Annotated in this window: 31 protein-coding genes; 17 read left to right on the top strand and 14 right to left on the bottom strand. The window is 64.8% G+C overall.

Annotation, left to right across the window (positions count from 1 at the left end; all coding sequences use genetic code 11):
• Positions 1–94 precede the first annotated feature (94 nt).
• From CT676_RS40140 to CT676_RS40120, 5 genes are all read right to left on the bottom strand, one after another.
• Complete coding sequence (locus CT676_RS40140) at positions 95–553, bottom strand: PEGA domain-containing protein (protein ID WP_092193127.1); 459 nt, start codon at positions 551–553, stop codon at positions 95–97.
• A gap of 122 nt (positions 554–675) precedes the next feature.
• On the bottom strand, positions 676–2,097 hold the full coding sequence (locus CT676_RS40135) for an MFS transporter (protein WP_085405545.1): 1,422 nt from the start codon (positions 2,095–2,097) through the stop codon (positions 676–678).
• Positions 2,098–2,281: 184 nt separating this feature from the next.
• The gene (locus CT676_RS40130; RefSeq protein ID WP_135216956.1) at positions 2,282–3,307 is read right to left on the bottom strand and encodes an aldo/keto reductase; all 1,026 of its coding nucleotides are present in this window, start codon (positions 3,305–3,307) and stop codon (positions 2,282–2,284) included.
• A 114-nt stretch (positions 3,308–3,421) separates the two neighbouring features.
• Positions 3,422–3,658, bottom strand: a complete 237-nt coding sequence (locus CT676_RS40125) for a hypothetical protein (protein WP_071913037.1) — start codon at positions 3,656–3,658, stop codon at positions 3,422–3,424.
• Positions 3,659–3,757: 99 nt separating this feature from the next.
• Positions 3,758–4,714, bottom strand: a complete 957-nt coding sequence (locus CT676_RS40120) for a helix-turn-helix domain-containing protein (RefSeq protein WP_135216955.1) — start codon at positions 4,712–4,714, stop codon at positions 3,758–3,760.
• Positions 4,715–4,910: 196 nt separating this feature from the next.
• On the opposite strand from CT676_RS40120, the gene CT676_RS40115 reads away from it, so the two are divergent.
• Positions 4,911–5,927 (top strand): carbon-nitrogen hydrolase family protein, encoded by a 1,017-nt coding sequence (locus CT676_RS40115; RefSeq protein WP_071917400.1) that lies wholly within the window; start codon positions 4,911–4,913, stop codon positions 5,925–5,927.
• Between the two features lie 28 nt (positions 5,928–5,955).
• On the top strand, positions 5,956–6,996 hold the full coding sequence (locus CT676_RS40110; protein ID WP_135216954.1) for a phenylacetaldoxime dehydratase family protein: 1,041 nt from the start codon (positions 5,956–5,958) through the stop codon (positions 6,994–6,996).
• Here CT676_RS40110 and CT676_RS40105 read toward each other — a convergent pair.
• The gene (locus CT676_RS40105; protein ID WP_135216953.1) at positions 6,993–7,631 is read right to left on the bottom strand and encodes an HAD family hydrolase; all 639 of its coding nucleotides are present in this window, start codon (positions 7,629–7,631) and stop codon (positions 6,993–6,995) included. The two genes, CT676_RS40110 and CT676_RS40105, sit on opposite strands and share 4 nt — an antisense overlap.
• 292 nt (positions 7,632–7,923) lie before the next feature.
• Between CT676_RS40105 and CT676_RS40100 the strand changes: the two genes are divergently transcribed.
• The 6 genes from CT676_RS40100 to CT676_RS40075 all read left to right on the top strand — a co-directional run bounded on the left by CT676_RS40100 (position 7,924) and on the right by CT676_RS40075 (position 12,689).
• Positions 7,924–8,118 carry a hypothetical protein gene (locus CT676_RS40100; RefSeq protein ID WP_135216952.1) on the top strand — a complete coding sequence of 65 codons (195 nt, stop codon included), beginning with the start codon at positions 7,924–7,926 and terminating at the stop codon, positions 8,116–8,118.
• Positions 8,119–8,180: 62 nt separating this feature from the next.
• On the top strand, positions 8,181–8,423 hold the full coding sequence (locus CT676_RS40095) for a type VI secretion system-associated protein TagO (protein WP_244623457.1): 243 nt from the start codon (positions 8,181–8,183) through the stop codon (positions 8,421–8,423).
• 108 nt (positions 8,424–8,531) lie between these two features.
• On the top strand, positions 8,532–10,817 hold the full coding sequence (locus CT676_RS40090; protein WP_135216950.1) for a glycosyltransferase family 4 protein: 2,286 nt from the start codon (positions 8,532–8,534) through the stop codon (positions 10,815–10,817).
• A gap of 34 nt (positions 10,818–10,851) precedes the next feature.
• Positions 10,852–12,150 carry a glycoside hydrolase family 130 protein gene (locus CT676_RS40085; protein ID WP_135216949.1) on the top strand — a complete coding sequence of 433 codons (1,299 nt, stop codon included), beginning with the start codon at positions 10,852–10,854 and terminating at the stop codon, positions 12,148–12,150.
• Positions 12,151–12,209: 59 nt separating this feature from the next.
• Positions 12,210–12,452 (top strand): hypothetical protein, encoded by a 243-nt coding sequence (locus CT676_RS40080; RefSeq protein WP_063982778.1) that lies wholly within the window; start codon positions 12,210–12,212, stop codon positions 12,450–12,452.
• Between the two features lie 42 nt (positions 12,453–12,494).
• Positions 12,495–12,689 carry a hypothetical protein gene (locus CT676_RS40075; RefSeq protein ID WP_063982779.1) on the top strand — a complete coding sequence of 65 codons (195 nt, stop codon included), beginning with the start codon at positions 12,495–12,497 and terminating at the stop codon, positions 12,687–12,689.
• 82 nt (positions 12,690–12,771) lie between these two features.
• On the opposite strand, the gene CT676_RS40070 is transcribed toward CT676_RS40075, so the two are convergent.
• On the bottom strand, positions 12,772–13,788 hold the full coding sequence (locus CT676_RS40070; RefSeq protein ID WP_167768315.1) for a TRAP transporter substrate-binding protein: 1,017 nt from the start codon (positions 13,786–13,788) through the stop codon (positions 12,772–12,774).
• A gap of 39 nt (positions 13,789–13,827) precedes the next feature.
• Between CT676_RS40070 and CT676_RS40065 the strand changes: the two genes are divergently transcribed.
• The 4 genes from CT676_RS40065 (at position 13,828) to tsaA (ending at position 16,569) form a co-directional block, all read left to right on the top strand.
• Positions 13,828–14,850, top strand: coding sequence for a lytic transglycosylase domain-containing protein (locus CT676_RS40065; RefSeq protein WP_244623456.1), 1,023 nt, complete (start codon positions 13,828–13,830; stop codon positions 14,848–14,850).
• 108 nt (positions 14,851–14,958) lie between these two features.
• Positions 14,959–15,699, top strand: coding sequence for an AzlC family ABC transporter permease (locus CT676_RS40060; protein ID WP_063982781.1), 741 nt, complete (start codon positions 14,959–14,961; stop codon positions 15,697–15,699).
• The gene (locus tag CT676_RS40055; RefSeq protein ID WP_063982782.1) at positions 15,696–16,046 is read left to right on the top strand and encodes an AzlD domain-containing protein; all 351 of its coding nucleotides are present in this window, start codon (positions 15,696–15,698) and stop codon (positions 16,044–16,046) included. Before CT676_RS40060 ends, CT676_RS40055 begins: the two co-directional genes overlap by 4 nt.
• Positions 16,047–16,077: 31 nt before the next feature.
• Complete coding sequence (tsaA, locus tag CT676_RS40050; protein ID WP_135216946.1) at positions 16,078–16,569, top strand: tRNA (N6-threonylcarbamoyladenosine(37)-N6)-methyltransferase TrmO; 492 nt, start codon at positions 16,078–16,080, stop codon at positions 16,567–16,569.
• A gap of 90 nt (positions 16,570–16,659) precedes the next feature.
• On the opposite strand, the gene CT676_RS40045 is transcribed toward tsaA, so the two are convergent.
• From CT676_RS40045 to CT676_RS40030, 4 genes are all read right to left on the bottom strand, one after another.
• Positions 16,660–17,088 (bottom strand): HIT domain-containing protein, encoded by a 429-nt coding sequence (locus tag CT676_RS40045; RefSeq protein ID WP_063982784.1) that lies wholly within the window; start codon positions 17,086–17,088, stop codon positions 16,660–16,662.
• 51 nt (positions 17,089–17,139) lie between these two features.
• A complete protein-coding gene (locus CT676_RS40040) occupies positions 17,140–18,381 on the bottom strand; it encodes a GNAT family N-acetyltransferase (protein WP_135216945.1) in 1,242 nt (413 codons plus the stop codon).
• A 219-nt stretch (positions 18,382–18,600) separates the two neighbouring features.
• Entirely contained in the window at positions 18,601–19,347 is a 747-nt protein-coding gene (locus tag CT676_RS40035; protein WP_135216944.1) for a glycerophosphodiester phosphodiesterase, read from the bottom strand.
• Positions 19,348–19,363: 16 nt separating this feature from the next.
• Complete coding sequence (locus CT676_RS40030) at positions 19,364–19,831, bottom strand: RidA family protein (protein ID WP_014494672.1); 468 nt, start codon at positions 19,829–19,831, stop codon at positions 19,364–19,366.
• Positions 19,832–20,064: 233 nt separating this feature from the next.
• Here CT676_RS40030 and CT676_RS40025 point away from each other — a divergent pair, with 233 nt between their 5' ends.
• Complete coding sequence (locus CT676_RS40025; protein ID WP_135216943.1) at positions 20,065–20,910, top strand: cell envelope integrity EipB family protein; 846 nt, start codon at positions 20,065–20,067, stop codon at positions 20,908–20,910.
• Positions 20,911–20,982: 72 nt separating this feature from the next.
• The gene (locus tag CT676_RS40020) at positions 20,983–21,384 is read left to right on the top strand and encodes a RidA family protein (RefSeq protein ID WP_014494674.1); all 402 of its coding nucleotides are present in this window, start codon (positions 20,983–20,985) and stop codon (positions 21,382–21,384) included.
• Between the two features lie 89 nt (positions 21,385–21,473).
• On the opposite strand, the gene CT676_RS40015 is transcribed toward CT676_RS40020, so the two are convergent.
• Positions 21,474–21,875, bottom strand: a complete 402-nt coding sequence (locus tag CT676_RS40015; RefSeq protein ID WP_135216942.1) for an ACT domain-containing protein — start codon at positions 21,873–21,875, stop codon at positions 21,474–21,476.
• A 202-nt stretch (positions 21,876–22,077) separates the two neighbouring features.
• Here CT676_RS40015 and CT676_RS44580 point away from each other — a divergent pair, with 202 nt between their 5' ends.
• Positions 22,078–22,233, top strand: a complete 156-nt coding sequence (locus CT676_RS44580) for a hypothetical protein (RefSeq protein WP_166097113.1) — start codon at positions 22,078–22,080, stop codon at positions 22,231–22,233.
• A gap of 16 nt (positions 22,234–22,249) precedes the next feature.
• Here CT676_RS44580 and CT676_RS40005 read toward each other — a convergent pair whose 3' ends face one another.
• Together CT676_RS40005 and CT676_RS40000 are read right to left on the bottom strand one after the other, a co-directional pair.
• Complete coding sequence (locus CT676_RS40005; RefSeq protein WP_135216941.1) at positions 22,250–23,542, bottom strand: DNA polymerase IV; 1,293 nt, start codon at positions 23,540–23,542, stop codon at positions 22,250–22,252.
• Positions 23,539–23,850, bottom strand: coding sequence for a DUF3572 domain-containing protein (locus tag CT676_RS40000; RefSeq protein WP_028150563.1), 312 nt, complete (start codon positions 23,848–23,850; stop codon positions 23,539–23,541). Before CT676_RS40000 ends, CT676_RS40005 begins: the two co-directional genes overlap by 4 nt.
• A 228-nt stretch (positions 23,851–24,078) precedes the next feature.
• On the opposite strand from CT676_RS40000, the gene CT676_RS39995 reads away from it, so the two are divergent.
• Positions 24,079–24,444, top strand: coding sequence for a response regulator (locus tag CT676_RS39995; protein ID WP_008566616.1), 366 nt, complete (start codon positions 24,079–24,081; stop codon positions 24,442–24,444).
• 14 nt (positions 24,445–24,458) lie between these two features.
• Positions 24,459–25,832 carry a PleD family two-component system response regulator gene (locus CT676_RS39990; protein WP_135216940.1) on the top strand — a complete coding sequence of 458 codons (1,374 nt, stop codon included), beginning with the start codon at positions 24,459–24,461 and terminating at the stop codon, positions 25,830–25,832.
• Positions 25,833–26,293: the final 461 nt, after the last annotated feature.

Raw genomic sequence — 26,293 nt, 5'->3', positions numbered from 1 at the left:
CGCCGCAATCGGCCACGCACTCGATGCCTTCACCCCCGAGGAATGCGCCAATTACCTGAAAAATTCAGGCTATCGAACTTAATGCCATCACGCTTTAGGTGCCGGTGTCGGGCGCAGGCGCTGCCGGCGGCCGCGGCTTCTTCGGCGCGGGTGGCCGTGCGCGGGCAGGGGCTGACGGCTGCATGGTCACGATGACAGGATTCGGCTTGTGATCGGTTGCCGCCCCGGTGGCAGCATCGACGCCCATGCCGACGACACCTCCGAGCAAGAGATTTCCCGCGAAGCCTGCGGCCCCGGAGGTCGGTATGTCCCGGCTGAGCGGCACGATCTGCGGTTCATAGCCTTCCTTCTGGAAGGTGATCGAAATGTCGGCGTTCCGCTTGACGACCACGGAGCACGGCGTCGTGCAGGTGGTCGGAACTTCCATTCCGCTGACGACGGCTTCCACGCCCGACGGTGTCGATGAGATGCTGATGTTTTCGGTCGTGCCACGCGTGACAGACGCGCAGCCGCCCAGCATGACGCTGAGCGCCACAATTCCAAATGAACGCATGAAATGCCCCTTATTCCCCGCGTCAATGAAGCGCAACCGGAGCGGGAGGGCAATACGTCATTGGTCCAGATAGTTAAGCCACGCACAAGTTGCGCGCGAGAACAGCAGAACCTGGACGTGAGCTATTCGCCGCGCAGGCGCTGGTCGTCCTGTACCCGGACGTGCTCGGCGCCGCGCGCGCCCGCGGGCGACAGCCGCAGCATGCTCAGCACGGCACCGCACAGCGCAAATCCGACGCCGACAAGGAGCGCGATCCTGGTTCCCTCGGTCGGATAGCGGCCGAGCAGCAGCGCCACCAGCGCCGCGCCGGTGGTCTGGCCGAGCAGGCGCGCCGTGCCCAGCATGCCGCTGGCGCCGCCGGCGCGCTCGCGGGGGGCGGCCGCGATCATGGTGCGGTTGTTGGGGGTCTGGAACAGGCCGAAGCCGGCCCCCGCCAGCGCCATCCGCCAGATCACGTCGAGCGGCGTCGGGCTTGCAGGCAGGAAGGCGAGTGCGCCGAGGCCGCAGGCAAACAGCGTGAGCCCGATGCCGCCCAGCAGGCCGGCCGGATAATGCTCGACCAGGCGCCCGGCGAGCGGGGCCGCGAACGCCACCGCGATCGGCCATGGCGTGATCAGCAGGCCCATATGCACGGCGGAATAGCCGAAGCGGCTCTGGAGGTAGAAGGGGATCGCGACGAAGGCCAGCATCTGTCCGCAGAACGAGGCGATCGAGGTCGCGATCGACAGCGCGAACACCGGGATGCGCAACAGGTCTACCGGCAGCAGCGGCGAGGTCATGTGGGTTTCGCGGTAGATCAGCAGCGCGCCTGCGACGATGGCGATGGCGAATTGGACGAGACAGGTGATGGCGGCCTCGCCATGACCGACGCTGTCGACGGCCGCGATGCCGACGCCGAAGGTGATCGCGGACAGCCCTGCGCTCTGCCAGTCGAAGGAACGGCTGGCGGGTTTTGTGTGCGGCAGGCTGCGCAGGCCGAGCACCAGCGTCAGCGCACCGAGCGGGACGTTGATGGCGAACAGCCAGGGCCAGGTTCCGACTGCCAGGATGCCCGCGGCGAGCGTCGGGCCGACCGCGGCCGAGAAGGCGACGACGAGCGCGTTGATCCCGATGCCGCGGCCGAGCTGGCTGCGCGGATAGGTGAAGCGCACCAGAGCCGCGTTGACGCTCATGATGCCGGCGGCGCCAAAACCCTGGATGATGCGCGCGATCGTCAGCAGCGGCAGCGTATGCGCCAGCGCGCAGAAGGCGGATGCGAGCGTGAACAGTACGAGCCCGGCCAGATAGACGCGGCGATAGCCGACGATCTCGCCGAGCGACGCCAGCGGCAAGAGCGAGATCGTGATCGCGAGCTGGTAGCCATTGACGATCCAGATCGAGAAGGCCGGGCTCGCATCGAGGTCGGCTGCGATCGTCGGCAGCGCCACGTTGGCGATGGCGCTGTCGACGACCGCCATGATGATGCCGAGCGCAATCGTCAGCACCGCCTGGTTGCGCTGCGGCTGCGGCAGGCCGTCGGCATGCTCGATCGGGGCAGACGACATGATGGAGGCGCGCTTGATTGGAGCACGTGATTCATCCCCGGATTAGGAAATTGCAGGATGGATCGCAACCCGGCAGGACCCGGACGGTTCCTGTGCCGGAAGCAGGCCTTCCGGCACAGGAAAACGGGTCGGGACCGCTTTCGCGAGGGCTCGGGGAGCCGAGCGGTCGGGCAGTTGGCCGTCGCTACACCGCCGGCGGATTGCGGTCGGTGAAGGTGGTGCGCTGGTGCCAGTAGGGATAGGGCAGCGTCACCTTGCTCGCCGCATCGAGCTTTGCGATCTGGTCCTTGGTCAATGTCCAGCCGACCGCGCCGAGATTTTCGCGCAGCTGCGTCTCGTTGCGCGCGCCGATGATCAGCGTCGAGACCGTCGGACGCTGGAGCAGCCAGTTCAGCGCGATCTGCGAGACGCTCTTGCCGGTCTCCTTGGCGACCTCGTCGATCGCCTCGACCACGCGATAGACGTGCTCATCGGGCACGGGCGGGCCGAAATCGGCGGTCTTGGGCAGGCGACTGACCTCGGGCTTCGGCTGGCCGCGGCGGATTTTTCCGGTGAGGCGTCCCCATCCGAGCGGTGACCAGACCACGGCGCCCAGCCCTTGGTCGAGACCGAGCGGCATCAGCTCCCATTCGTAGTCGCGCCCGATCAAGGAATAGTAGGTCTGGTTGGCGACGTAGCGTGGGAAGCCATGCTTGTCGGCAACCGAGAGCGACTTCATCAGGTGCCAGCCCGAAAAGTTGGAGACGCCGACGTAGCGGATCTTGCCGGCGCGCACGAGCACGTCGAGAGTCGCAAGCACCTCTTCAGGCGGGGTGAACGCGTCGAAGCCGTGAAGCTGGAACAGGTCGATGTAATCGGTGCCGAGCCGGCTCAGAGAACCGTCGATGGCCGCGAGCAGATGCTGCCGCGACGAGCCGATGTCGTTGGGCCCATCGCCGAAGCGGAAGGTGGCCTTGGTCGAGATCAGAACCTTGTCGCGGCGGCCCTTGATGGCCTCGCCGAGGACGCGCTCGGATTCGCCGAGCGAGTAGACGTTGGCGGTGTCGAACATCGACACCCCGGCATCGAGGCAGATATCCAGAAGGCGCCGCGCCTCGGCCGCGTCCGTCGTGCCCCATGCAGCAAGGCGGCCGACGCCGCCGAAGGTGCCCGTTCCCAGGCTCAAAGCGGGCACCATGAGGCCGGATCGGCCCAAGCGTCGGTATTCCATCGATATGCTCCTCGGCTGGCCGCTGGTTGACCGGTGCGGCCTTTGGGCGATGGTAATGCAAGCGCGGGCCGCGTCCTATCACGCGCTCACATACCGGCCTTGCTCGGGAATGGCCTAGTCGTGCAGGCGCATGTCATCGAATGCTGCATCGGCAACGCGCGCGCTTGGCGTCTTCACCGATGACTGAGCCTCGACCCTGGTTGCGGGCGAGGGGAAGCAGGCGGCTTCGCCGTCACGCGCCTGCCGCGGCAGCAGCGTCAGGCCCCAGCCCACCAGGACCAGCACCGCGAGCCTGATCGCGATCACGCCCAGCAACAGCTCCGATCCGCTTATGGTGGCGTGAGTCCTCATGCACGCCAGCCTGATGCGCGCAGCCGGACAAGGCAATCTGGAATTGACGAGCCTTGCCTTCGCCTGCAGCGAAGGCTCAAGGTGATAGCTGGCTGGATGTCAGTGCCGCAACTGGCTCTGCCTGAAGTCGCGCGGCGACATTCCGAAATGCTCGCGGAAAACGCGGCCGAAATGCGAGAGGTCGTTGAAGCCCCAGGCGAAGGCGATCTCGCTGACGTGGCGATGGGCCAGCACGGGCGAGGCGAGGTCACGCCGGCATTGGGCGAGACGCTCGGCGAGCACATGGCGCTGGAACGAGGTATCCTCGTCGGCGAGGAGATCGTTCACATAGCGCGGCGAGATGCCGAGTGCAGCCGCGGCCTCCGACAGCGAGAGGTCGGGATCCGCCAAATGAGCGCGGATGTGGGCCTTCAAGCGATAGAGCAGGGCGGAGCGATGGGTGGAGGACGGCAGCGATGTCTTGCCGAGCCGTTCGCTCAGCGCCATCGCGAGCAGATCGACGGCCTGCTCCGACAACGCCGCAGCGTTGTCCGGGGCAAGTCGGTCCGCGCTCTGGCAGAGCCTGAAGATGAAATCATAGGCGAGCCGTTCGAGCGGCACATCGGCGCCGAACGACATCGCGGTGAGCGTCTCGGTGGCGCCGAGCCGGCGCTGCAACATCTCGCGCGGCACCTTGAAGATGGTCTGCGTGAAGGCGTGGTTGAACTTCAGCTCATAGGGACGCGTCGTGTCGTAGAGCGCGAACTCGCCGGGATGGATCACGGTCTCGCGGCCGTCCTGCACCACGCCTCCGTCGCCACGATTGCCGAGTGCGACCAGGACAAAATCCTGATCCGAACGCGCGATGCGGGATGGCGTCCGGAACACGTGCTGGCGGTCGGAGCAGACCTCGGAGCACACGGCCTTGCCGAGCGGGGCCTGCGTGACCGAACCGCGAAAGGCGCTGCCGAGGTCGGACTTGCAGTCGAGCCCGACGAAAACGTCGCAGACGATGTCCTGCCACAGCGCCAGCCGCCGGTAGCCGGGGCTGCCGTCTGTCGTGAACTGGATTGGCATCGGCAAGCCTCCCTGTCACATCCAGCAAAACCGCATGTTGGCGCAGATCCAGCCTGACCGAAGGCAAGTCCCGTACCCGTCGGCGATCCCGGCCAGTCGAGTTTTTGTTCCACTGCGGTCGAGCGCCCGGCCGGGTGGCTTGGCCAAATAGACTGCATCGGACGTGGCTTCCGATCAACCGGCAATGGAGGCGGGAATGGGCATCGAACATCCGAAATACAAGGTCGCGGTGGTGCAGGCGGCGCCGGCCTGGCTGGATCTCGACGCGTCGATCGACAAGTCGATCGCGCTGATCAGGGACGCGGCCGAGAAGGGCGCCAAGCTGATCGCCTTTCCCGAGGCCTTCATCCCCGGCTACCCCTGGCATATCTGGATGGACTCGCCGGCCTGGGCGATCGGCCGCGGCTTCGTGCAGCGCTACTTCGACAACTCGCTGTCCTATGACAGTCCGCAGGCCGAGCGGCTGCGCGACGCCGTACGCAAGGCAAAGCTCACCGCCGTGCTCGGCCTGTCCGAGCGCGACGGCGGCAGTCTCTATCTCGCGCAATGGCTGATCGGGCCTGACGGCGAGACCATCGCAAAGCGCCGCAAGCTGCGGCCGACCCATGCCGAGCGCACGGTCTATGGCGAGGGTGACGGCAGCGATCTCGCCGTCCACGCAAGATCGGACATCGGCCGCATCGGCGCATTGTGCTGCTGGGAGCATCTCCAGCCATTGTCGAAATATGCGATGTACGCCCAGAACGAGCAGGTGCATGTCGCGGCCTGGCCGAGCTTCTCGCTCTACGATCCCTTTGCGCCGGCGCTCGGCGCCGAGGTCAACAATGCCGCCTCGCGCGTCTATGCGGTGGAGGGCTCCTGCTTCGTGCTCGCGCCGTGCGCGACGGTCTCGCAGGCCATGATCGATGAGCTCTGCGACCGTCCGGACAAGAATGCGTTGCTGCATGTCGGCGGCGGATTCGCCGCGATCTACGGCCCCGACGGCAGCCAGATCGGCGACAAGCTGGCGCCGGACCAGGAGGGGCTGCTGATTGCCGAGATCGATCTCGGCGCCATCGGTGTTGCCAAGAACGCTGCCGATCCCGCCGGGCATTATTCGCGGCCCGACGTGACGCGGCTCCTGCTCAACAAGAAGCGATACCAGCGCGTCGAGCAGTTCGCGCTGCCGGTCGACACCATTGAGCCCACGGATATCGCGGCGGCGGCGAGCTGATCGCCGGGATCAAGGGGAGGGAACGATCATGGAATCCGCAATTCCTCTGCATCTCGAGACCCAGCGCACGCGCCACAAGCGCGTGCCGGACGATTACCAGCCGCCATATCCGTCGTTCGTGGCGCGCTACAAGCCCGCCGTAAGCCGCGTCGTGATGGCCTATTTCGGTGTGCAGTATCGCGACGCGGCGCCGTCGGCTGCGACGGCGGCACTCGCCGAGATCGCGGCGCGGTTTGCTGCCGAGGGCGGGCCTTCGCATTGGGACCGCGCCCGCTACGTCGACCGCGCCGGTTATGAGACCGTCGTGTCGGTTGCCTATTGGGACGACATCGCGCGCTTCGACGCATGGTTCGCGCCGGCACGCGAGGCGTGGGCTGTGAAGGCGCGCGAGGGCATCGGCACCTTCATCGAGGTGCTGCGTCCCACAGTCGCCCGGCACGAGACGCTGTTCTCCTCGCTCGACCGGCCCGAGGGCGTGGCCGCAATCGCCGACGGCATGAGCGGCGAGGTGCAGGAGCACGCCTATTGGGGCGGCATGCGCGATCGCATTCCGCTGTCGCAGACCGATCCGATGACGCCGGGCGGCGCGCCGGAATTGATCCGCGACGGCGCGCGGCTGCGGGTGAAGGCGCACGACAATCTCTGCCTGATCCGCTCCGGGCAGGACTGGAGCGATACGGAGGCGTCGGAGCGCAAGCTCTATCTCGACGATGTCGAGCCGGTGCTGCGCGAGGGCATGGATTTCCTGCGCGACGACGGGCTAGCCATCGGCTGCTACGCCAACCGCTACATGCAGGTGCTCTCCGCCGACGGCAGCGTGAGCGAAAAGTCTTACGGCCAGAGCTGGTGGAAGAGCCTCGCCGCACTGGAGCGCTGGGCGGAGTCACATCCGACCCACGTCAAGATATTCGGCGCGGCGATGAAATACCTGTCGACGCTCGGGCCGTCGGCAAAGCTACGGCTCTATCACGAGGTCACGGTGGCCGCCGCGGACGAGCAGCTCTTCGAGTATCTGAACTGCCATTCGAAGACCGGCATGCTGGCGGCGGTCGAGACCGTCAGCGCCTAGGCTGCGCAGTGACCGAGCAGTTCGGGATGCGCGGCGCAGATGTGATGTGCGCCGGCATCCCGCAGCTCGGCCTCGCTGCCATAACCATAGAGCACGCCGATCGCGGTCATGCCGTTGGTGCGGGCGCCGATCACGTCGTGGCTGCGGTCGCCGATCATGATCGCGCTGCCGGGATCGACCTTGGTTTCGTCGAGCGCATAGCGCAGCAGGTCGCGCTTGTCGACACGCTTGCCGTCGAGCTCGGAGCCGAACACGCGCTCGAAATACGGTTTCAGGCCGAAATGATCGACGATGCGGATGGCGTAGACCGCGGGCTTGCTGGTGGCGACGAACATGCGCTGGCTGGTTGCGGCGATCGTCGTTAGCGTGTCGATGATGCCGGCATAGGCCTCGTTCTCGAACAGGCCGATATCGGCAAATCGCTCGCGATAAAGCAGTAGCGCGCGGTCGGCGAGCTCGTCGCTTCCGGTGAGCTTCTTCAGGCTGGCGTGCAGGGGCGGCCCGATGCACCAGGTCAGCTCGTCCTCGCTCGGCACGGCAAGGTCGAGCCGCTCCAGCGCGTATTGGATCGAGCGGGTGATCCCGGGCTTCGGGTTGGTCAGCGTGCCGTCGAGATCGAAGAAGATTGTAGCCATGCCAGTCGTGCCCGTGTTGATACCGCCGTTGTTTGACCTAAACGAGGCCGCTGCTCAAGGCAACGCCGCCGCGTCGCGCGACGTTTTAAAGCTCGCTATTGGCAGGGCATAAGCGTAGGGTCCTGCGATCACCGCCCTTCCCATGGCATCCATCGGTGACTGAGGGTCACTAGCGCTCCCGCCGAACGAGGAGGAGCGCGCATGCCTCGCTTTAATCTGGCCGACTGGATCGTGCCGCCGGTGATCGTCCCGCTGTTTCTGTTGCTCCTGGTGGCCGCTGCGGCTTTTCTGCATGGATAGGACGCCGCTCCAATTTCTGGTGAGCGGACGCGATCAAAGCGGCTACGTCAGCCTGGCCCGCACCACGACGGCCGCCGCTCTGAAGAAGGCGAGGGAGCTGTTGCAGGAAGGCTATGTCGACGTGCGGATATGCACGCCGCAGGGCCGGGTTCTGCTGTCTGACGAGTTCGACCAGTTCGAGGCATGAGGAACGCAGGGGCGTCAAACGGCGCGCCCGGATCCTCCGCGAGGAACGATACCCGTATGAAAATGCTTATTGTCGCATTGGCGCTTGGCACATTCGTGCAAAGTGCAGTCGCCAGAGAGCCGGACTGCCGCGCGATCGAAAGCACGAGCGGCCGGCTCGCCTGTTACGACGCCGCGTTTCCGCCGAAAGCGAAGCAACCCACTGCCGCCGAACAAGACGCCGCGCGGGCTGCCTACAAGGACCCCTTCATTGCGGAAGAGGCCAGAACCGCGGCGAAGCTGAAGAATATCTGTCGCGGCTGTTGAGGTTTGCAATCAAGCAGCGCGTGGCAGAGGTGACGGACGACAGAATTCGCCGGCGCGTCCGCCCGCCGTGCACGCTCCGACATCAAGCGAAATCATAGAGGTGCCGACATGACGCCGCTCCGCCGTATCGCCGTGATCGGCAACTCGCTGCCTCGACGATGCGGAATTGCGACCTATACGACCGACCTGAAGAACGCGATATCGATTTCGCGCCAGGATCTGGAGACCTGCATCGTGGCAATGACCGATCGCGGTCAAGCCTATGATTATCCTCCGGCGGTCGCGTTCCAGATCAAGGACGGCAATATCGAAGACTACATGCGGGCCGCCGATTTCCTCAATGCCGGCCGGTTCGATGCCGTGTGTTTGCAGCACGAGTTCGGGATTTTCGGTGGTGAGGCCGGGGCCCATATCCTCGTGCTGTTGTCCCGCCTTGCCATGCCGGTGGTGACGACGTTCCATACCGTGCTCGCCGATCCGACATCTGCGCAGCGGACGGTCATGGAGCGCATCGTCGAGGCGTCGTCGAAGGTCGTGGTGATGGCCAATAAGGGCCGCGAACTGCTGTGCGACGTCTACCGGGTGGCTGACGACAAGATCGAGGTCATCGCCCACGGCATTCCGGACGTCGCCTTCGTCGAGCCCGATGCAGCGAAGGCCAAGCTTGGATTTGAGCAAAAATCGGTCATCCTGACATTCGGCCTGTTGTCACCGAACAAGGGCATCGAAATCATGATCGACGCCATGCCGTCGATCCTGAAGCGCTGCGCGAATGCGGTGTATGTCGTGCTTGGCGCAACGCACCCCAACCTGGTCCGAAACCAGGGCGAGGCCTATCGCGAGAGCCTGATGGCGCGGGTGCGCGAACTCGGAATTGACGACCACGTGGTGTTCTTCGACCGGTTCGCGGATCTCGCCACGCTGCTCGAATTCATCTCGATGTGCGACGTCTATGTCACGCCCTATCTCAACGAGGCCCAGATGACCTCGGGAACCCTGGCCTACAGCTTCGGATTGGGGAAGCCGGTCGTCTCGACGCCTTACTGGCACGCCCGCGAGCTGCTTGCCGACGGGTGCGGCGTGCTGGTGCCTTTCAGCGACGCCGCGGCGATCGGCAATGAGATCGCAGGCCTGCTGACCGACGACGCCCGCCGGAAGGCGATGTCGCGGCGCGCCTATGCGGCGAGCCGGATGATGACATGGGAACGGGTGGCCGAGCGCTATGTGTCCGTCTTCGAGAATGTACGGCAAGGCCATCGGCTTAAACTCTTCGCGTGCCCGGACATCAATGTGCCGGAGCCACGTAGCCCCGCATCGCCCGATATGCAGATCGGCCATTTCCTGTCGATGTGCGATGATGTCGGCCTGTTCCAGCATGCGGTCCATTCGGTGCCGGATCGCGCGCACGGCTATTGCGTCGACGACAATGCCCGAGCGCTGCTGCTGGCCTGCGCCCTCAATGGTCCAGGCGAACAGCCGCTGTCGGAAATCCTGACGAGCCGGTTTGCGGCATTCGTGCAGCACGCCTGGAATCCCGACACCGGGCAATTTCGCAACTTCATGGGGTTCAATCGGACCTGGCTTGAGGACAGAGGGTCAGAAGACAGTCACGGGCGGACGCTATGGGCTTTGGGCGAGGCTGCACGCAGAGACGCCAGCCCGGCCCGGCGCCTGTGGGCCGCTGCTCTGTTCGCCCAGGCATTGTCGATCGCGGCGAGCTTTCGTTCGCCCCGTGCATGGGCATTCATGCTGCTGGGCTTGGACGCTTATTGCGCTGTAGCTCCGGACGATCTCCACGCCAGGGACGTCCGGCATTCCCTTGCCGGCAGGTTGATGACCTGTCTGGCGTCGGTCGAGACGTCTGACTGGGTGTGGTTCGAGGAAGGGCTGGCCTACGACAACGCGCGGCTGCCGCAGGCGTTGATCCTCGCAGGCATGGCGACGCATGCGCCCCAATATCTCGATGCCGGATTGAGGTCTCTGCGCTGGCTCATGACGCAGCAGACGACCGCGGCAGGGCATTTCCGGCCGGTCGGCACCGCCGGCTTCGGCGAGCGGCGGCAACATCCCCGTGCATTTGATCAGCAGCCCGTGGAGGCAACGGCAACGATCGCCGCCTGCCTCGCCGCGTGGCGTGCCGATGGCGATGCCGAATGGAAAGCCATGGCAACTCGGGCCTTCGCCTGGTTCCTAGGCAGCAACGATCTCTCAGTGGCGCTGGTCGATCCGCTCACTGGCAGTTGCCGGGATGGTTTGCACGCTGATCGCGCCAACGAAAACCGCGGGGGCGAGTCCGTTGTTTGCTATCTCCTCGGGCTTGCCGAGATGCGCCAGCTTGCGCGCGTCAACCCGAGCTTGACGAGGCCCACAGCCTTGCGCGCCGTGAGCGCCTGAACTTCATCTTTTCATTCAGCACGCCGAGGATACCGTGTCACAAGCTTCTTTCCTGAACCGGCAGGGGCTTAATCTGCGCCCCGATCCAGCGCGAGTCATCGTGCGGCCCTTCAAGCCGGCAACCGAACCCCGCGACCTGAACCCGACCGACAAGATGCGTGCAAATCATATCGTCGACCGGGTTCTTGCGCTCAGTTCGGATGCCGTTGCAGTTCAGCTTGCGGATGTGCTCGACAATTTCCAGGGGCGACATCGTAACCTCCTGGAGCGGTTCGAGACCCGAGCGGATGAAATGGAGGACGCTTTCGCCACGCATGGCGTCTTCTCGAAGACGCAGCGCCAGCTGATTGGTGCCTATTTTCTCAGTGAGTATTCGTTCGAAGCCTCTGCCTTGTTCAACCCCAGCATCGTCCCGCACCCCGATCAATCGGGGGCACCGAAGGGAGGTTCGCGATTCATCGTCAGCCTCCGGGCCATCGGCGAGGGGCATGTGTCGTCACTGACGTTTCGAACCGGAACGATTGCGGCTGACGGAAGCCTGGCCGTCGATCCGACGGCGCGCCTTGCCTCGGTCCCCCGGATCAGCCATCGCGTATCCGGATCGGACGGCGACCGTGTGGAACTGGTGTTCAGGCCCGAGGAAGACCTCAGCGAGCGGGTCATCTTTCCCGTGACCGAATCCCAATCCAACGGGATCGAGGATGCGCGCTTCGTCAAATTCAACGACGGCGATCGGGAGATCTACTACGCGACCTATACGGCCTATAGCGGACGGGCGATCCGGTCTGAATTGATCGAGACCAGCGACTTCATGTCGTTTCGACTAACGCCTTTGCGGGGGGCTGCAGCCCACAACAAGGGCATGGCGCTGTTCCCACGCAAGATCGACGGCCGCTATGCCATGATCGCGCGACAGGACAATGAGAACCTGTATCTGGTCTATTCGGACGACCTCTACACATGGGAGGGCGGCCGGGTGCTTTTGAAACCGCAATTTCCCTGGGAGTTCGTCCAGATCGGCAATTGCGGGGCGCCCATCGAACTTGACGAAGGTTGGCTGCTGCTGACGCACGGTGTCGGCCCGATCCGGAAATACTCGATCGGAGCGGCTCTGCTCGACAAGCGCGACCCGTCCAGGGTGCTGGCTCGCTCGGCCGAGCCGCTGCTGCGGCCTGAACCGTCCGAACGCGAAGGGTATGTCCCCAACGTCGTCTATACCTGCGGTGCGATGAGGCACAATGATCAGATCATCCTGCCATATGCCGTGTCGGACACCTTCTCAAGCTTTGCAACGATCAGGATTTCCGCGCTCATCGAAGCGATGCGAGGCTGAGCGCGGTTGTCGCGGTCGTTGACGACAACTCCGTGTGTCAACAGGTCAGAGGTGCCGTCATGGTCCGCGAAACAACCTACGTGGTGCAGGCGTTCAACGCCGGCAAGGGTGGAAATCTGAAGGCCGACTCTCCCATCGTCTGCAAGTCGGAAAGCGGCGCGCTGCGTACGGCGGAGAGATTGGCCTTGAGCAAACTCGGCGTCGTCGCGTTCTCGTCCAGCGGCGATCCCGAAATGGGTGACTATGACGATGAGCCTACGGTGTTCTTCCGAAAGGGCGAGCTTCCGGCTGGTTTCGACTGAGGCCCTGATCGTGGTCGAGCAGATATTGGCGGAGAGGCACAGATGAACGAGCGACTGGACATATTGAAGAAGGCCCGCGATCGAATGATCGAGGACAGGGACACGCATGCGAAGGTGCTGGCCGCTCCTTTTGATCGCGACAATGCCGAGCGAGCACGGAACAAGTTTGTCGAGCTTCAAACGCTGATCGATGCCCTGGACCGCGCAATCAGCGCAGAAAAGCCGGCCTCGGCATAGGACCGAAGCGAGTGAAGGGCGGGACTGGCGGACGTTTCAAGACAGCACCGCAGTCGCATGCCGGCGGCCGCCACGGCTCGCTCTATTGCTGTCTTGCCCATTCGACGATCGCCGCGGCATCGGCGCCTGCCTGCGTCTCCCAGGTGGCGATCGCGGGCGTTGCCGCTTTCCGGAGCGCGGCGACGAGGGATGCCGGCGCCGGCTCGGCGATGCGGACGCCGTTGTCGCGCATGCGCGCATAGTTTTCGATGGTGCGATGGGTCAATAGCGCGAATTGGCTTTGCTCGGTCTCGGCCGCCGCGGCCAGCACCTCGCGCTGCATCGGCTCGGACAGTTCGGCAAATGCGTCGCTGCGGACGAAGGCGATCGAGACCGGCATCGCGTAGTTGATCGCTGTAAAGTAGGGCAGGAAGTCCCAGAGCTTGCGTCCCGCGCCGCCGTCGCCGGAGGTGAGGAACGCATTCAGCCGGTGTTCCCTGAGGCCAGCGAGTGCCGCGTCCATAGGCAGGAACTGTGCATTCGCGCCGGCTGCGCGCATGACCTCGCCGGAGTTGGCGTCGTAGGCCCGCAAATTCAGTTTCGGCAGGGCGTCGGCGCCTTCCAGCGCATGGTCCGACCAGAGGCCCGTGGCCGGCCAGATCGTGACATAGAGCAGCTTCAGGCCGCGCGCCGCGAGCGCCTTCTCGTAGAGCGGGCGCGCCCGCAGATTGGTGGCGCGGGCGAGGTCGACGGACTGCACCAGAAAGGGCAGGGTGGACAATCCGAGCACCGGGTCGAGGCCCGAAAGCGCGCCCGCGAAGGCGTCGCCGCCGGCGATGCGACCATCCAGCGCGGCGCGCGGCATTTCGCCCGAGTTGATCTTGAGCTCGTTGTCGAAAGCGCTAGCTACGGTCACGAAACCGTTTGTGCGCGCCGCGACGCGATCGGCGAAACTGGTGAGCCCGATCCCGGAAATGTTGTTTTGCGGATATTCCGTGGTCATCCGCCAGTTGACTTGCGCCATGGCCGGCGCGGCGGACAGGGCGAGGGCTAGGAGGACGAGGATCGCGCGGATCCCTGGGGCAGGGCAGCGCATTGGGAGAAGCGGGTCAAACAGCATATATTGGCAACTCGTCGAACCATGGCACGATGCCACAACATGGCAGATCATCTTGTTGCATGCCGCGCCGGAGCGCGCCACAGCGCTGCTTGGGCACGGCTGACGCGAATTGCATCACTCATCATCGCCGCACTGCTCGTCTCGGCGACACGGGTGGTGGCGTGGGACAGCTCGCCCGCGAAGACCAATATCGCCGTCCCCAGCGTCGAGGAGCTTGCGATGCCACCGGCGAATCCGGCCACTGCGCGCGAGAGCGATACGCGGGAATCGATCTGCCTGATCGTCGAGGCCGCCGCACGGGATGCCAATCTGCCGCTGGAATTCTTCGCCCGCGTGATCTGGCAGGAAAGCCGATTCCAGGCCGATGCCGTGGGACCCATGACGCGCAGCGGCGAGCATGCGCAGGGGATCGCGCAGTTCATGCCGGGCACTGCGAGCGAGCGCGGGCTGCTCAATCCCTTCAACCCGGTGCAGGCGCTGCCGAAGTCGGCGGAGTTCTTGAACGAGCTGCGCAACCAGTTCGGCAATCTCGGTCTTGCGGCTGCTGCCTACAACGCCGGGCCGCGCCGGGTGCAGGAATGGCTCGCCGGCACCGGCGGCATGCCGGAGCAGACCCGCAACTACGTCTATGCCATCACCGGCACGAGCGTTGACGCGTGGGCCAAGGCGGGAGCGACCGGCAAGGGACCGCCGAGTTCGCCGCCGACGAGCTGCCGCGATCTCATGGCGCTTCTGAAGCGCGCGCCAAATGCCTTTGTGGCCGAGCTCGAACAGCATGTCGAGCTCGCCGCCGCAAAGGTCTGGGGCGTACAGCTCGCTGCCGGTTTCGACCGCAACAGGGCGCTGGCGATGTATTCCCGCGCCGTCACGCGGCTGACCGCGGTGATCGGCGAGCGCGATCCGAGCCTGCTAAGCTCGGTGATGCGCAGCCGCGGTACGCGCGCGTTCTACCAGGTGCGCATCGGCGCGGACACGCGCAGCGAGGCGGATGATCTGTGCAACCGTATCCGCAAGGCCGGCGGTGCCTGCTTCGTGCTGAAGAACCGGGGTGTGAACGGGTAGGCGCGTCTGCCCACGCGCGCATGCCAGCCCCGCCGCGCGCTTCCTTGACGCCAGCCACAGCATTGCCCGTTATGCGGGCACGATTCCGCAATCCGGCCAAAGACTCCCGTGGCGCTTCCTCCGCTCGATTCCCCTCAATGGCAAAGTTCCTGGCGCGCGTTTGCGTGGGGACTGCGTTCGATCACGCAGACGATCCTCACGCTTGTCCTGTTCGCGACCTATCTCGGCATCGGCGCCCTCGCTCATGACACCCATTTCAGCCTGCTCTGGGCGCTCTGCTCGACGCTGTTCGTCTGGGCGGGCCCCGCGCAGATCATTCTGATCACCACGCTCGGCTCCGGCGCGACCATCATCCAATCGGCGATCGCGGTCACCGTCAGCGCGATCCGGCTGTTTCCGATGGTGGTCTCGGTGCTGCCCCTGATGCGCACGCCGACGACCAAGCGGCGCGAGCTGTTCTTCGCCGCGCATCTTACGGCGGTGACACTGTGGGTCGAATGCCATCGCTTCCTGCCGCAGGTGCCGCGCGAGCGGCGCATCGCCTTCGTCAACGGACTTGGTTTTGGTCTGGTCTCCGTGTGTCTCACCGCCAACACGGTCGGCTATTTCCTTGCCGCCAACCTGACGCAGACGCTCGGCGCCGCGATCCTGATGCTGACGCCGCTGTCGTTCCTGTTCTCGACCGCGCGCAACAGTCGCGAGGTCGCCGACGTCGTCGCGCTGACGCTCGGGGTTCTGCTCTATCCGCTGGCCGCGAAGATGAACTCCGGGCTCGACATTCTCGTCAGCGGTTTGGTGGCCGGCACGATCGCTTATGGTGTGCATTGGTGGCGGGAGGTGCGCGCATGAGCTTTGCGCAGCTCATCGGCGACTGGCACGCACTCGTCGTGCTGTTCGTTGCGGGCGTTGTTCCCAACCAGATATGGCGCATGCTGGGCCTGTGGTTCGGCGGCGGCATCGACGAGGGCTCGGAGCTGCTGGTCTGGGTGAGGGCGGTCGCCACCGCCATCCTGGCCGGCGTCATCGCCCAGATCGTGGTGGAGCCGCCGGGGGCGCTCGCCAGCGTGCCGGACGTCTTGCGCTATGGCGCGGTCGGCGCAGGCCTCGTCGCCTTCCTGCTGACCCGCCGCTCGATCTTCGCAGGCGTGGTGACAGGCGAAGTCTTCATGCTGGCCGGAAAGTGGTGGTTAGGCTAAAACCACCGGCGAACAGCAAGGAACGGGAAATATGGTTCGCGAAAACGAGCTCCGCGAGGGCGAGGTCGCCATCGAGCTGCCGTCGACGGAGGATGCCGGCCTCGTCTTCATCGGCCGCATCCGCACGCCCTGGACCTCGCGGATGGAGACGCCGCGACAGGGGCGTCAGGACGGCCCGGTGTGCCGGCTCGAGATCTTCGAGCCGTTCGTGCCGGCCATCAAGGGCGTCGATTTCTACAGCAATCTCGAGGTGCTCTACTGGCTCGACAAGTCGCGCCGCGACATCGTCCGGCAAAGCCCGAAGAACAACGAGAAGACCCGCGGCACGTTTTCGCTGCGCTCACCGGTCCGGCCCAACCCGATCGGCACCTCGATCGTCAAGCTCGTCGGCATCGAGGGCAATGCCATTCTGGTGCGCGGGCTCGACTGCATCGACAACACGCCGCTGATCGACATCAAGCCAGATCGTTGCGAATTCACGCCGCTGGCCGCCCCGCAGGCAGGGGATTTTCAGACGGAGTGAGGGGCGGCGATCGTAGCCCGCATGGAGCGAAGCGGAATGCGGGGAGGTCCCGGATTACGCTTCGCTCCATCCGGGCTACAGGGCTGATATCTATCCCGCCTTCAGCGCCGCGATCAGCTTGGCCGCATTCTCTTCCAGGACCTTGACGTCTTCCTTGCGGCTGGCGGGCGGCAGCATGGCCACGCCGTCGTGGCGCGGCATCACGTGCATGTGGAGATGAAACACCACCTGGCCGCCGGCGGGCTCGTTGAACTGCTGCACGGTGATGCCGTCGGCCTCGAACGCTTTCATCGCAGCGGCCGCGATCTTGTGCGCGCCCCGGGCGACGTGGGCGTAGTCGTCAGGCTTGATGTCGAGGATGTTGCGGGCAGGGGCCTTCGGGATCACCAGCGTATGGCCCGATACCCGCGGCATGATGTCGAGGAAGGCAAACACATGCTCGTCCTCATAGACCTTGTGGCAGGAAAACTCGCCGCGCAGGATCTTCGCGAAGATGTTGTTGGGGTCGTAGGCGGTCATGGCGGCGGCTCCTCGAATTTTGCGCTTACTGTCATCAGCCGTGGCAAACCGTCAAGGCGCCTCGTCGACGCCTTTGCGGAACGGGCCGAGCTCGGCCAGCTCCCGTCCGGCCTCGGCGACATAGGCGCGCTCGCGCTTGAGGTAATCGTCGATGGCGCGGCGCAGGCCGGGATCGGCGATGAAGTGGGCGGAATGGGTCGTCCGCGGCAGGTAGCCGCGCGCGATCTTGTGCTCGCCCTGCGCGCCGGCCTCGACGTTGTCGAGGCCGTGTTTGATCGCGAAATCGATCGCCTGATAGTAGCAAACCTCGAAATGCAGGAACGGATGATGCTCGACCGCGCCCCAGTTGCGGCCGAACAGCGTATCCGAGCCGATGAAGTTGATCGCGCCCGCGATCCAGCGGCCGTTGCGGCGGGCCATCACCAGCAGCACGTCCTGGCTCATGGTCTCGCCGATCAGCGAGAAGAATTCGCGCGTGAGATAAGGCCGGCCCCATTTGCGCGACCCGGTCTCCATGTAGAATTCGAAGAAGGCGTCCCAGGCATCCTCGGTGATGTCGCTGCCGGTGAGCCAGTGGATGGTGATGCCGGTGGCAAGCGCATCGCGCCGCTCGCGCTTGATCGATTTGCGGTGGCGCGAATTGAGCGTGGTGAGGAAATCGTCGAAGGTCGCAAATCCCTCGTTGTGCCAGTGGAACTGCTGATCGGTGCGCTGGAGGAAGCCGTGCCCGGCGAGCAGTTTCCACTCCGCCTCGCGCGCGAAGGTGACGTGGACCGAGGAGGCCTTGCTGACGCCGCATAGCGCCACCAGCCCGCTCGCTAGCGTCTCCGCGATGCGCTCGCGATCCACGCCGTCGCGGACCAGCAGCCGGGGCCCTGTGGCCGGGGTGAAGGGAACCGAGACCTGGAGTTTCGGATAGTACCGTCCCCCGGCGCGCTCATAGGCATCCGCCCAGCCGCGGTCGAAGACGTACTCGCCTTGGGAATGCGATTTCAGATAGCAGGGCACGACCCCGGCGACGCGGCCATCGACCTTGGCCACCAGATGCCGCGGCCCCCAGCCGGTGCGGATCGTTGCTGAACCCGATTTCTCAATCGCGGATAAAAACGCGTGCGAGACGAACGGGTTATAGGCGGGTTTTGAGAGGCCGAGGGAATCGCCTGGAAGCCCGGATGAAGTTCCGGCGCCATGCCCGTTGCAAGCCTTGTCGGGATTGGCACAGGCGTCCCAATCCTCGGCAGATACCTCGCCAATCGAGGGTACAGCCTCGAGTGTGATTTCAGATGATGCCATCGTGCCCAAGATCGTGCATTGCAGCAGCGACTTCAAGAGGCGGGAACCGAGCTCTCACGTGCCCCGGACGCATCGCAGCGCGCAGCGGCGCGATGCAGAGCCGGGGCCCATCTCTCCGCATAGCGTGCCGCCTTCTGGGTCCCGCCTCTGCACAGCAACGCTGGCGCGTTGCAGCGCGTCCGGGACACGAGAGCAATCGCTGTGCAACAGGTGTGCCCCCTACGGCACGAACCCCTCAAAGATCATCTGATCCGCATATTGTCCGACCCGCGTCCGCTGTTCCGGGGTGCGCACGGTCCAGCCGAGCAGGGCGCAGCCGAGGACGTTGCGGGCGATCCAGGGGGCGGGGGCCGGCAGGTGGTCGACCTTGAAGGCGACGAAATGCGGCTGGGTCTGAAAGCCGTGGCGCAGATACAGCATGCTGTCGCGCTGCGCCTGCGTTAGCTTCGCCCAGTACTCGTCCTCGTAGGTCCGCTGCGCAACGATGCCGCGCGGGCGGGACGGCAACAGCTCACGCAGCGCCAGCACCTGGTCGGGATCGAACGACATGCCGACGGCGGGGCCCTGATAGGACGACAACACCTCGGCCATCCGCATCACCAGCTTGCGGTCGCCGCCAAAATGGCTCTTCACCTCGATCACCAGCGGCACGCGGCCGGCGACCATGGCACAGAGGTCGGACAGCGACATCATCCGCTCGTCCGTGTCCTTGAACTTGACCGCCTTCAGTTCGGCCGCGGTCTTCAAAACCACCTCGCCGGTGGCCTCGGTGAGGCGGCCGAGCGCGTGGTCATGGTGCACCATGGCCTCGCCGTCGGCGGAGAGCTGGATGTCGACCTCGATCGAGAAATTGCCTGCGATCGCAGCCTGCACCGCCCCCGGCATGTTCTCGACGATGCCACGGGAAATGTCATGCAGGCCGCGATGGGCGACCGGCCGGGCTGTCAGCCAATCAGGAGCGCGCAACGCCGTCAGCTCCGTGTCAGGCGACCTCGAACACGCCTTCAACCTCGACCGCCGCGTCCGCGGGCAGCGAGGCGACGCCGACGGTGGTGCGGGCGTGGCGGCCCTTGTCACCGAAAGCGGCGACCATCAGGTCGGAGGCGCCGTTCAGCACCTTCGGCCCGTCCAGGAAGTCGGGTGCCGAGTTGATGAAGCCGCCGAGGCGCACCACGCGCACGACCTTGTCGAGGTCGCCGAGCGCCGCCTTGACCTGGGCCAGCAGGTTGACGGCGCAGCCGCGCGCCGCTGCGGCACCGTCCTCGATCGAAACGCCGGCACCGAGCTTGCCCTTGGCGATCAACTTGCCGGCGGGGTCGAAACAGACCTGGCCGGAGACGAACAGCAGGTTACCGGTGCGCACGAACGGCACGTAATTGGCGACAGGGGTAGGGGCCTCGTGCAGCTTGATGCCCTGTTCCGCCAGTTTCTGCTCGACCGTGCCCGCCATGTTCGACCTCGTTGTCCAAATTTCATCCGCCCGGCTGCGTCCATTTGGAGGCCGGGCGCGCCCTGTTTCGCCCATCGTGCCGTCACATGCAAGCAACCGGAGCGACTGCATTTTGTTGTGGCCAGGCAGCAGGTTCAAGGCGGGGGCCGCAACTTTACGTGAAACGGCCTCAGTTGCGACGCAATGGAACGGTCATTAAAATGTCGAATCTGCGCTTTCCCCAGGGATGACACATGGTGCACCTTTTCCGGACTTCGCTCGGTGTGATGGGGCTCGCGGCGGCTGCTTTCGGCGCAGGCGGTGGAGCGCAGGCGGCCAGCGGTCCGTTCCTTGCGCACCAGGCGCTCTATGACCTCAGCCTCGTCAAATCGCGCTCCAATTCGATCAACAGCGCGCGCGGCCGCATCCTCTACAATTTCACGGGAAGTTCGTGCGAGGGCTACACCTCCGAATTCCGCCAGGTCTCCGAGCTCGACAGCGGCGAGGGCAAGATCACGCTGAGCGACCTCCGCTCGAACTCCTGGGAGGACGCCGCGGGAAAAAGCTACCGCTTCAAGATCGAGACGCGGATGAACGAGGCGGACGCCGGCCGGGTCGACGGTTCGGCCGAACGCGACGGCGACCACATCAACGTCAAGCTGAAGCTGCCGGCGCCGAAGAGCTTCACCCTCGACGGCAAGATCGTGTTCCCGACCGAGCAGATCCAGCGCATCATTGCCGCCGCCAAGGATGGCAAGTCGCTGCTCGAGCTGTCGGTGTATGACGGCTCCGACGACGGCCAGAAGGTCTACAACACGCTGACCGTGATCGGTCAGCCGATTCCCGCCGACCGCACTGCTTCGCCCGATGCATCGACCACGGACGAGCACATGAAGTCGCTCAAGCGCTGGCCGGTTACCGTCAGCTATTTCGACCGCGAGTCCCAGCAGAAGGAAGGCGAGCAGACGCCGGTCTACGCGATGGCGTTCGAGCTCTACGAAAACGGCGTTTCGCGCCAGCTCGTGCTCGATTACAACGATTTCGTGATTTCCGGCGCGATGGGCAAGTTCGACGCGAAGGACAGCAAGCCCTGCAATTGAGGGGCGAGGCTAGCCCTCCGCTCGCTCTCCAGCTACGCTCCCTCCCAACCACAAACCCGGGAGGCAAGCACCATGCCCAAGCTCGACCATCTCCGCCCCAGCGGCCTGCATCACAATCCGGCCTATTCCCACGTCGTCACCGCTTCCGGTGCGCGCACGATCTACATCTCCGGCCAGGTGTCGGTGGACGAGGAAGGGCGGATCGTCGGCGAGGGCGATATTGCCGCGCAGACGACGCAGGTGATGCAGAATCTCGGCCATGCGCTGAAGGCGGCCGGTGCGACCTACGCCAACATCGTCAAGATCACGACCTTCGTCGTGAACTACAAGCCGGAGCTGCGCCCGATCATCGGCAAGGCCCGCTCGGCCTTCTTCGAAGGCATGGAGCCGCCGGCCAGCACCCTCGTCGGCGTCTCCGCGCTCGCCGCGCCGGAATGGCTGATCGAGATCGAGGCGGTGGCGGTCGCGGATTGATCCGACCGTGGGATGGATAGAGCGAAGCGAAACCCATCACCCTTGTTGCGCAGGAAGAGCTCGATGGGTTTCGCTTCGCTCTACCCATCTTACTTTGCTGCGGACATCGCTCGCAAAACAGCCATCGCTTCATCGGCCCTGTCGGCAGGTACGAAAAGATGATCGTGGTGGAAGGCCGACACCGCATTCACGCTGATGCCGGCTTCGGCCAGGCGCGCCGTGACTGCAGCCAGGAAGCCCACCGCATCGAGCGCGGAGTGTACCGTCAGGGTGATCAGGCGCGAGGCGAACGCGTCGCGTAAACCTGACGCCTCGGCTTCTTCGCGCAGGATCACCAGCGTGGTTCCTTCCTGCTCGCGAAACGTCAGCAGCGGGTTGACCGCTGCGGGAACGGGCTCGTTGGGTGGGATCGTGCAAAACACGAAGGTGCCGTCCAGCAGCTCCGGCTTCATGTTTCTCAACAGCGCGTCGAGGTCGCGTTCGCCTGTCACGATGGCCAGCCTCTCAGCGCGTTCGGATGCGTACAGCCCTTGCGAAACCGATCAGCGCCGGAACCTGACAGGGGCCTCGCCAACATACCTTTGTATATCTCTTCCAATCCTTCTCATACGCTGACCTTACGCTGGTACAATTGAGCGACGGCCGGCGATTCTTACAATTTGAGTCTACTCGGGTCACTGCGAGGAAGCTCAAATGAACGTCATGATTGGAAAGCTCAACGGCCTGTGGCACCTCATCGTCGGGTCTTGTCAGATCCGAACGCCGTTCCTGGCGAGTCAGGATCGGCAGTTGGTCATTCAGTATGCCCGGCGTGTCTATCCGGGTGCACGGATCTTCGAACGCGACTGAATTGAGCAGGACTCGATCATTCCTGCTGTCCTGTTTCAGGGCCATCATACGCGATGCCGCGAATGACGGCGGAGTTGCCGAACTTCTTGCGCAGACTGTCCACCGCGCGCTCGGCATGCGCAGCACGGAGGTCGAGCATGTCGGTGTCGTCGGCGGGCGAGCCTTCGCGCAGCGCGCTGACGCCGGCGCCCATCAGGCGAAACGCGGTGCCGTCGATCTCCTTCGCCAGCATCTCGCGGCAGATCGAGAAGATCTTGGCGGCAAGCTGCGTCGGGCCTGCGATCGACTGCGAGCGGGTGCGCTGGCGGAAATCGGCAGTCTTCAGTTTCAGCGTCACGGTCGAGCCGGCAAGCTCGCTGCTCTTGAGCCGCGACGACGTCTTCTCGCAGAGCCGCCACAGGATCTTCTCGAGCGTCGCGAAATCGCGGATGTCGGTCTCGAAGGTGGTTTCGCTCGAAATCGTCTTGGCGCCCCGATCGGGCTCGACGCGGCGGTCGTCGATGCCGCGCGCGAGCCGCCACAGCCTGCGGCCGTCGCTCGGAAACTGCCGCATCATCTCGATCTCGTCGGCCTTTTGCAGGTCGGCGATGATGCGGAAGCCGCGCTGCACCAGGCGCTCCTGCGTGGCCGGGCCGACGCCGAAGATGAAGCCGACCGGCTTCTCCGCCAGCATCGAACGGGCTTCCTCCTGATCGAGCGCGGCAAAGCCGCGCGGCTTGTCGAGGTCGGAGGCGATCTTGGCCAGGAACTTGTTGCAGGACAGGCCGACCGAGACGGAGATGCCGATGTCGTGCTCGATGTTGCGCGCGAACCGCGCCAGCACCTTGGCCGGAACCATGCCGTGCACCCGCTCGGTGCCCGACAGATCGAGAAAGGCCTCGTCGATCGAGAGCGGTTCGACCAGCGGTGTCAGCGCCTGCATGGCCTGGCGCACCTCGCGGCCGACACGGACGTACTTGGCCATGTCGGGCGGGATCACGGTCGCGTGCGGGCAGGCCTCGAGCGCCCTATACATCGGCATGGCCGAGCGCACGCCGTAAGTCCGCGCGATGTAGCAGGCGGCCGACACCACGCCGCGCTTGCCCCCGCCGATGATGACGGGCTTGTCGGCGATGTCAGGATTGTCGCGCTTCTCGACCGTCGCATAGAAGGCGTCGCAGTCGATATGGGCGATGGTCAGGCCTGCGAGCGCGCGGTGGCGGACGAGGCGAGGGGAACCGCAGGCGGAGCAGCGCCGCACGCCCATATCCAGATCGGCCAGACAATCCCGGCAGAAGCAGCGGGGGCCGGCCGTATCTGGGACGGTCACGGCACGTCGCGCTCCCAGGAGGGGTCGCCGAGCGCGTCGCCCAGCACCTGCCGCGCCGCAGCAACGTTGGTCGGATGCAGCTCCGCGGTCGAGGCAAAGGCCTTGACGGTGGCGTCATCGCGCATCACGAAATCGAGTACGCTGAGGAGGAAATTCGGGTCCGAGGCGGCATTGCGCAGGGTCTCAGGACCGACGCCTGTCTCAGCCAGGAACAGGCCAAGCCGCTCCGGATCGCCGGCCACGAAGGAGAGCGCCTGAATCGCAACGATTTCAGCGACTTCGCGAGGGTTGTGAACAGGCTTTTTCAAGGGTTCGGTTTGCCTTTCCGTTAACTTTCGGTGTCTACTTTGAAGCCATCATGCCCGAGTCTCAAGACCGCCGACAAGCAACTGGAAACCACATCGCAGAAAGTCGGCCCTCGGGTTTAACGAAACTCAAGCGAATCTGAGGCTAGTTTGAATCCAGTTTTCGAAGCGCCGGCGAGCGGCGCCTGAGGCGTCACATGTATACGGCTTCGTGCCAATCAGGAGGGCGGGATGGCTAAGACCGTCCTGATCGTGGAAGACAACGAGCTCAACATGAAGCTCTTCCGCGACCTGTTGGAGGCACACGGTTACCAGACCTCCGGCACCAGCAACGGCTACGAGGCGCTCGACCTCGTTCGCAAGATGCGGCCCGACCTCGTGCTGATGGATATCCAATTGCCGCAGGTCTCGGGCCTCGAGGTCACGCGCTGGATCAAGGACGATCCGGAGCTGCGCGCCATTCCCGTCGTCGCGGTCACGGCGTTCGCGATGAAGGGCGACGAAGAGCGCATCCGCGAGGGCGGCTGCGAGGCCTATTTGTCCAAGCCGATCTCGGTCGGCAAATTCATTGAGACGGTCCGGCGTTTTATCGGATAGGAAGTGAGTTCAAAGTGTCCGCGCGTATCCTGGTTGTCGATGACGTTCCCGCCAACGTCAAACTCCTCGAAGCTCGCCTGTCCGCCGAATATTTCGACGTGATGACCGCCTCGAACGGGACCGAGGCGCTGGCGCTGGCCAGCCGCGCCGAATGCGACATCATCCTGCTCGACGTGATGATGCCCGACATGGATGGCTTTGAAGTCTGCCGCCGCCTGAAGACCGATCCGGCGACGCACCACATCCCCGTCGTGATGGTCACTGCGCTCGACAGCCCCGCCGACCGCAATCGCGGGCTGGAAGCCGGCGCCGACGATTTCCTCACCAAACCCGTCTCCGACGTCGTGCTGATCGCGCGCGTGCGCTCGCTGACGCGGCTGAAGATGATGACCGATGAGCTGCGCATGCGCGCCATCACCTCGCTCGAGATCGGCATGCAGGCGCCCGAGCGCAGCGCCGTGGCCGACACCGGCCGGGGCGGCCGCATTCTGCTGGTCGACGACCGTCAGTCCTCCTATGAGCGACTGGCGACGATCCTCGCCGCGGAGCACACCATCGACGTCGAGCCGAACCCGACCGAAGCGCTGTTCCACGCCGCCGAAGGCAACTACGACCTGCTGATCGTCTCGCTCGACCTCAACAATTTCGACGGGCTGCGGCTGTGCAGCCAGGCGCGCTCGCTGGAGCGCACGCGCCATGTGTCGATCCTGGCGATCGCGGACCCCAAGAACTCGACGCGGCTGCTCCGCGGCCTCGAGATCGGCGTCAACGACTATTTGCTGCGCCCGATCGACAAGACCGAGCTGCTGGCCCGCGCCCGCACGCAGATCCGCCGCCGCCGCTACACCGATCATTTGCGCGACAACGTGCAGAACTCGATCGAGATGGCGATCACGGACGCGCTCACCGGCCTGCACAATCGCCGCTACATGGAGAGCCATCTGGCGACGCTCGCTGACCAAGCCTCGACCCGCGGCAAGCCCCTGGCACTGATGATTTTGGACATCGACTATTTCAAGTCGATCAACGACAATTACGGCCACGACGCCGGCGACGACGTGCTGCGCGAGTTCGCGGTGCGCGTGCGCAAGTCGATCCGCGGCATCGACCTGGCCTGCCGCTACGGCGGCGAGGAGTTCGTCATCGTGATGCCGGAGACTGACCTCCACGTCGCCGGCATGGTCGCCGAGCGCCTGCGCCGTTCGATCGCGGGCGAGCCGTTCGCCGTCCACAAGGGCACCAAGCGCATCGAGGTCACGATCTCGATCGGCCTCACCACGCTGGAGCAGAAGGGCGAGGCGGTCGCCGACGTCCTCAAGCGCGCCGACACCGCGCTCTACCGCGCCAAGCACGACGGCCGCAATCGGGTGGTGTCGCAGGCGGCGTGAGGCCGCCTGCAACAAAAACTGCGAGAACAACCCCATGCACAGTGGCCGGCGTTAGCCGGATCATTGGCTTATGCGGGTAGCGAGGCGGGCCTATGCCGATTGCCCGGGCGTTTGACACGTCGGGCAAAACAGGAGCATTTTGATAGGATCGGGCAGGGCGCGGTTGTTGCGCGAAGCCCTCTCCCCAAGCTCCGCTGTTCCACAAGCTCCGCCGTCATTCCCCGCGACCCGGCTACGCCAAGGCTTCGCCGGGGTTTGAGGTCGAGGGGCGCCGAAGCTTTAGCGTAGGCGGCAGGCGGGGAATCCAGTACGCCGCGGCCTCGCGGTTCAATCACAACCGCCGCTGGAATACTGGATCGTCGTCCGTGAAGAATGCGGATTGATCTGAGAAATAAGCAGAATTTGTCTTGATGTAGTATTCGATTTTGCAGGAAAGCGGGGTGTTGGACCTCGCTTTCTTG

The sequence above is a fragment of the Bradyrhizobium sp. MOS001 genome, assembly GCF_004634465.1.
Lineage (GTDB): Bacteria > Pseudomonadota > Alphaproteobacteria > Rhizobiales > Xanthobacteraceae > Bradyrhizobium > Bradyrhizobium barranii.
Note: the sequence above shows the minus strand (reverse complement) of the source record. Positions and strands in the feature narration are given on the sequence as shown.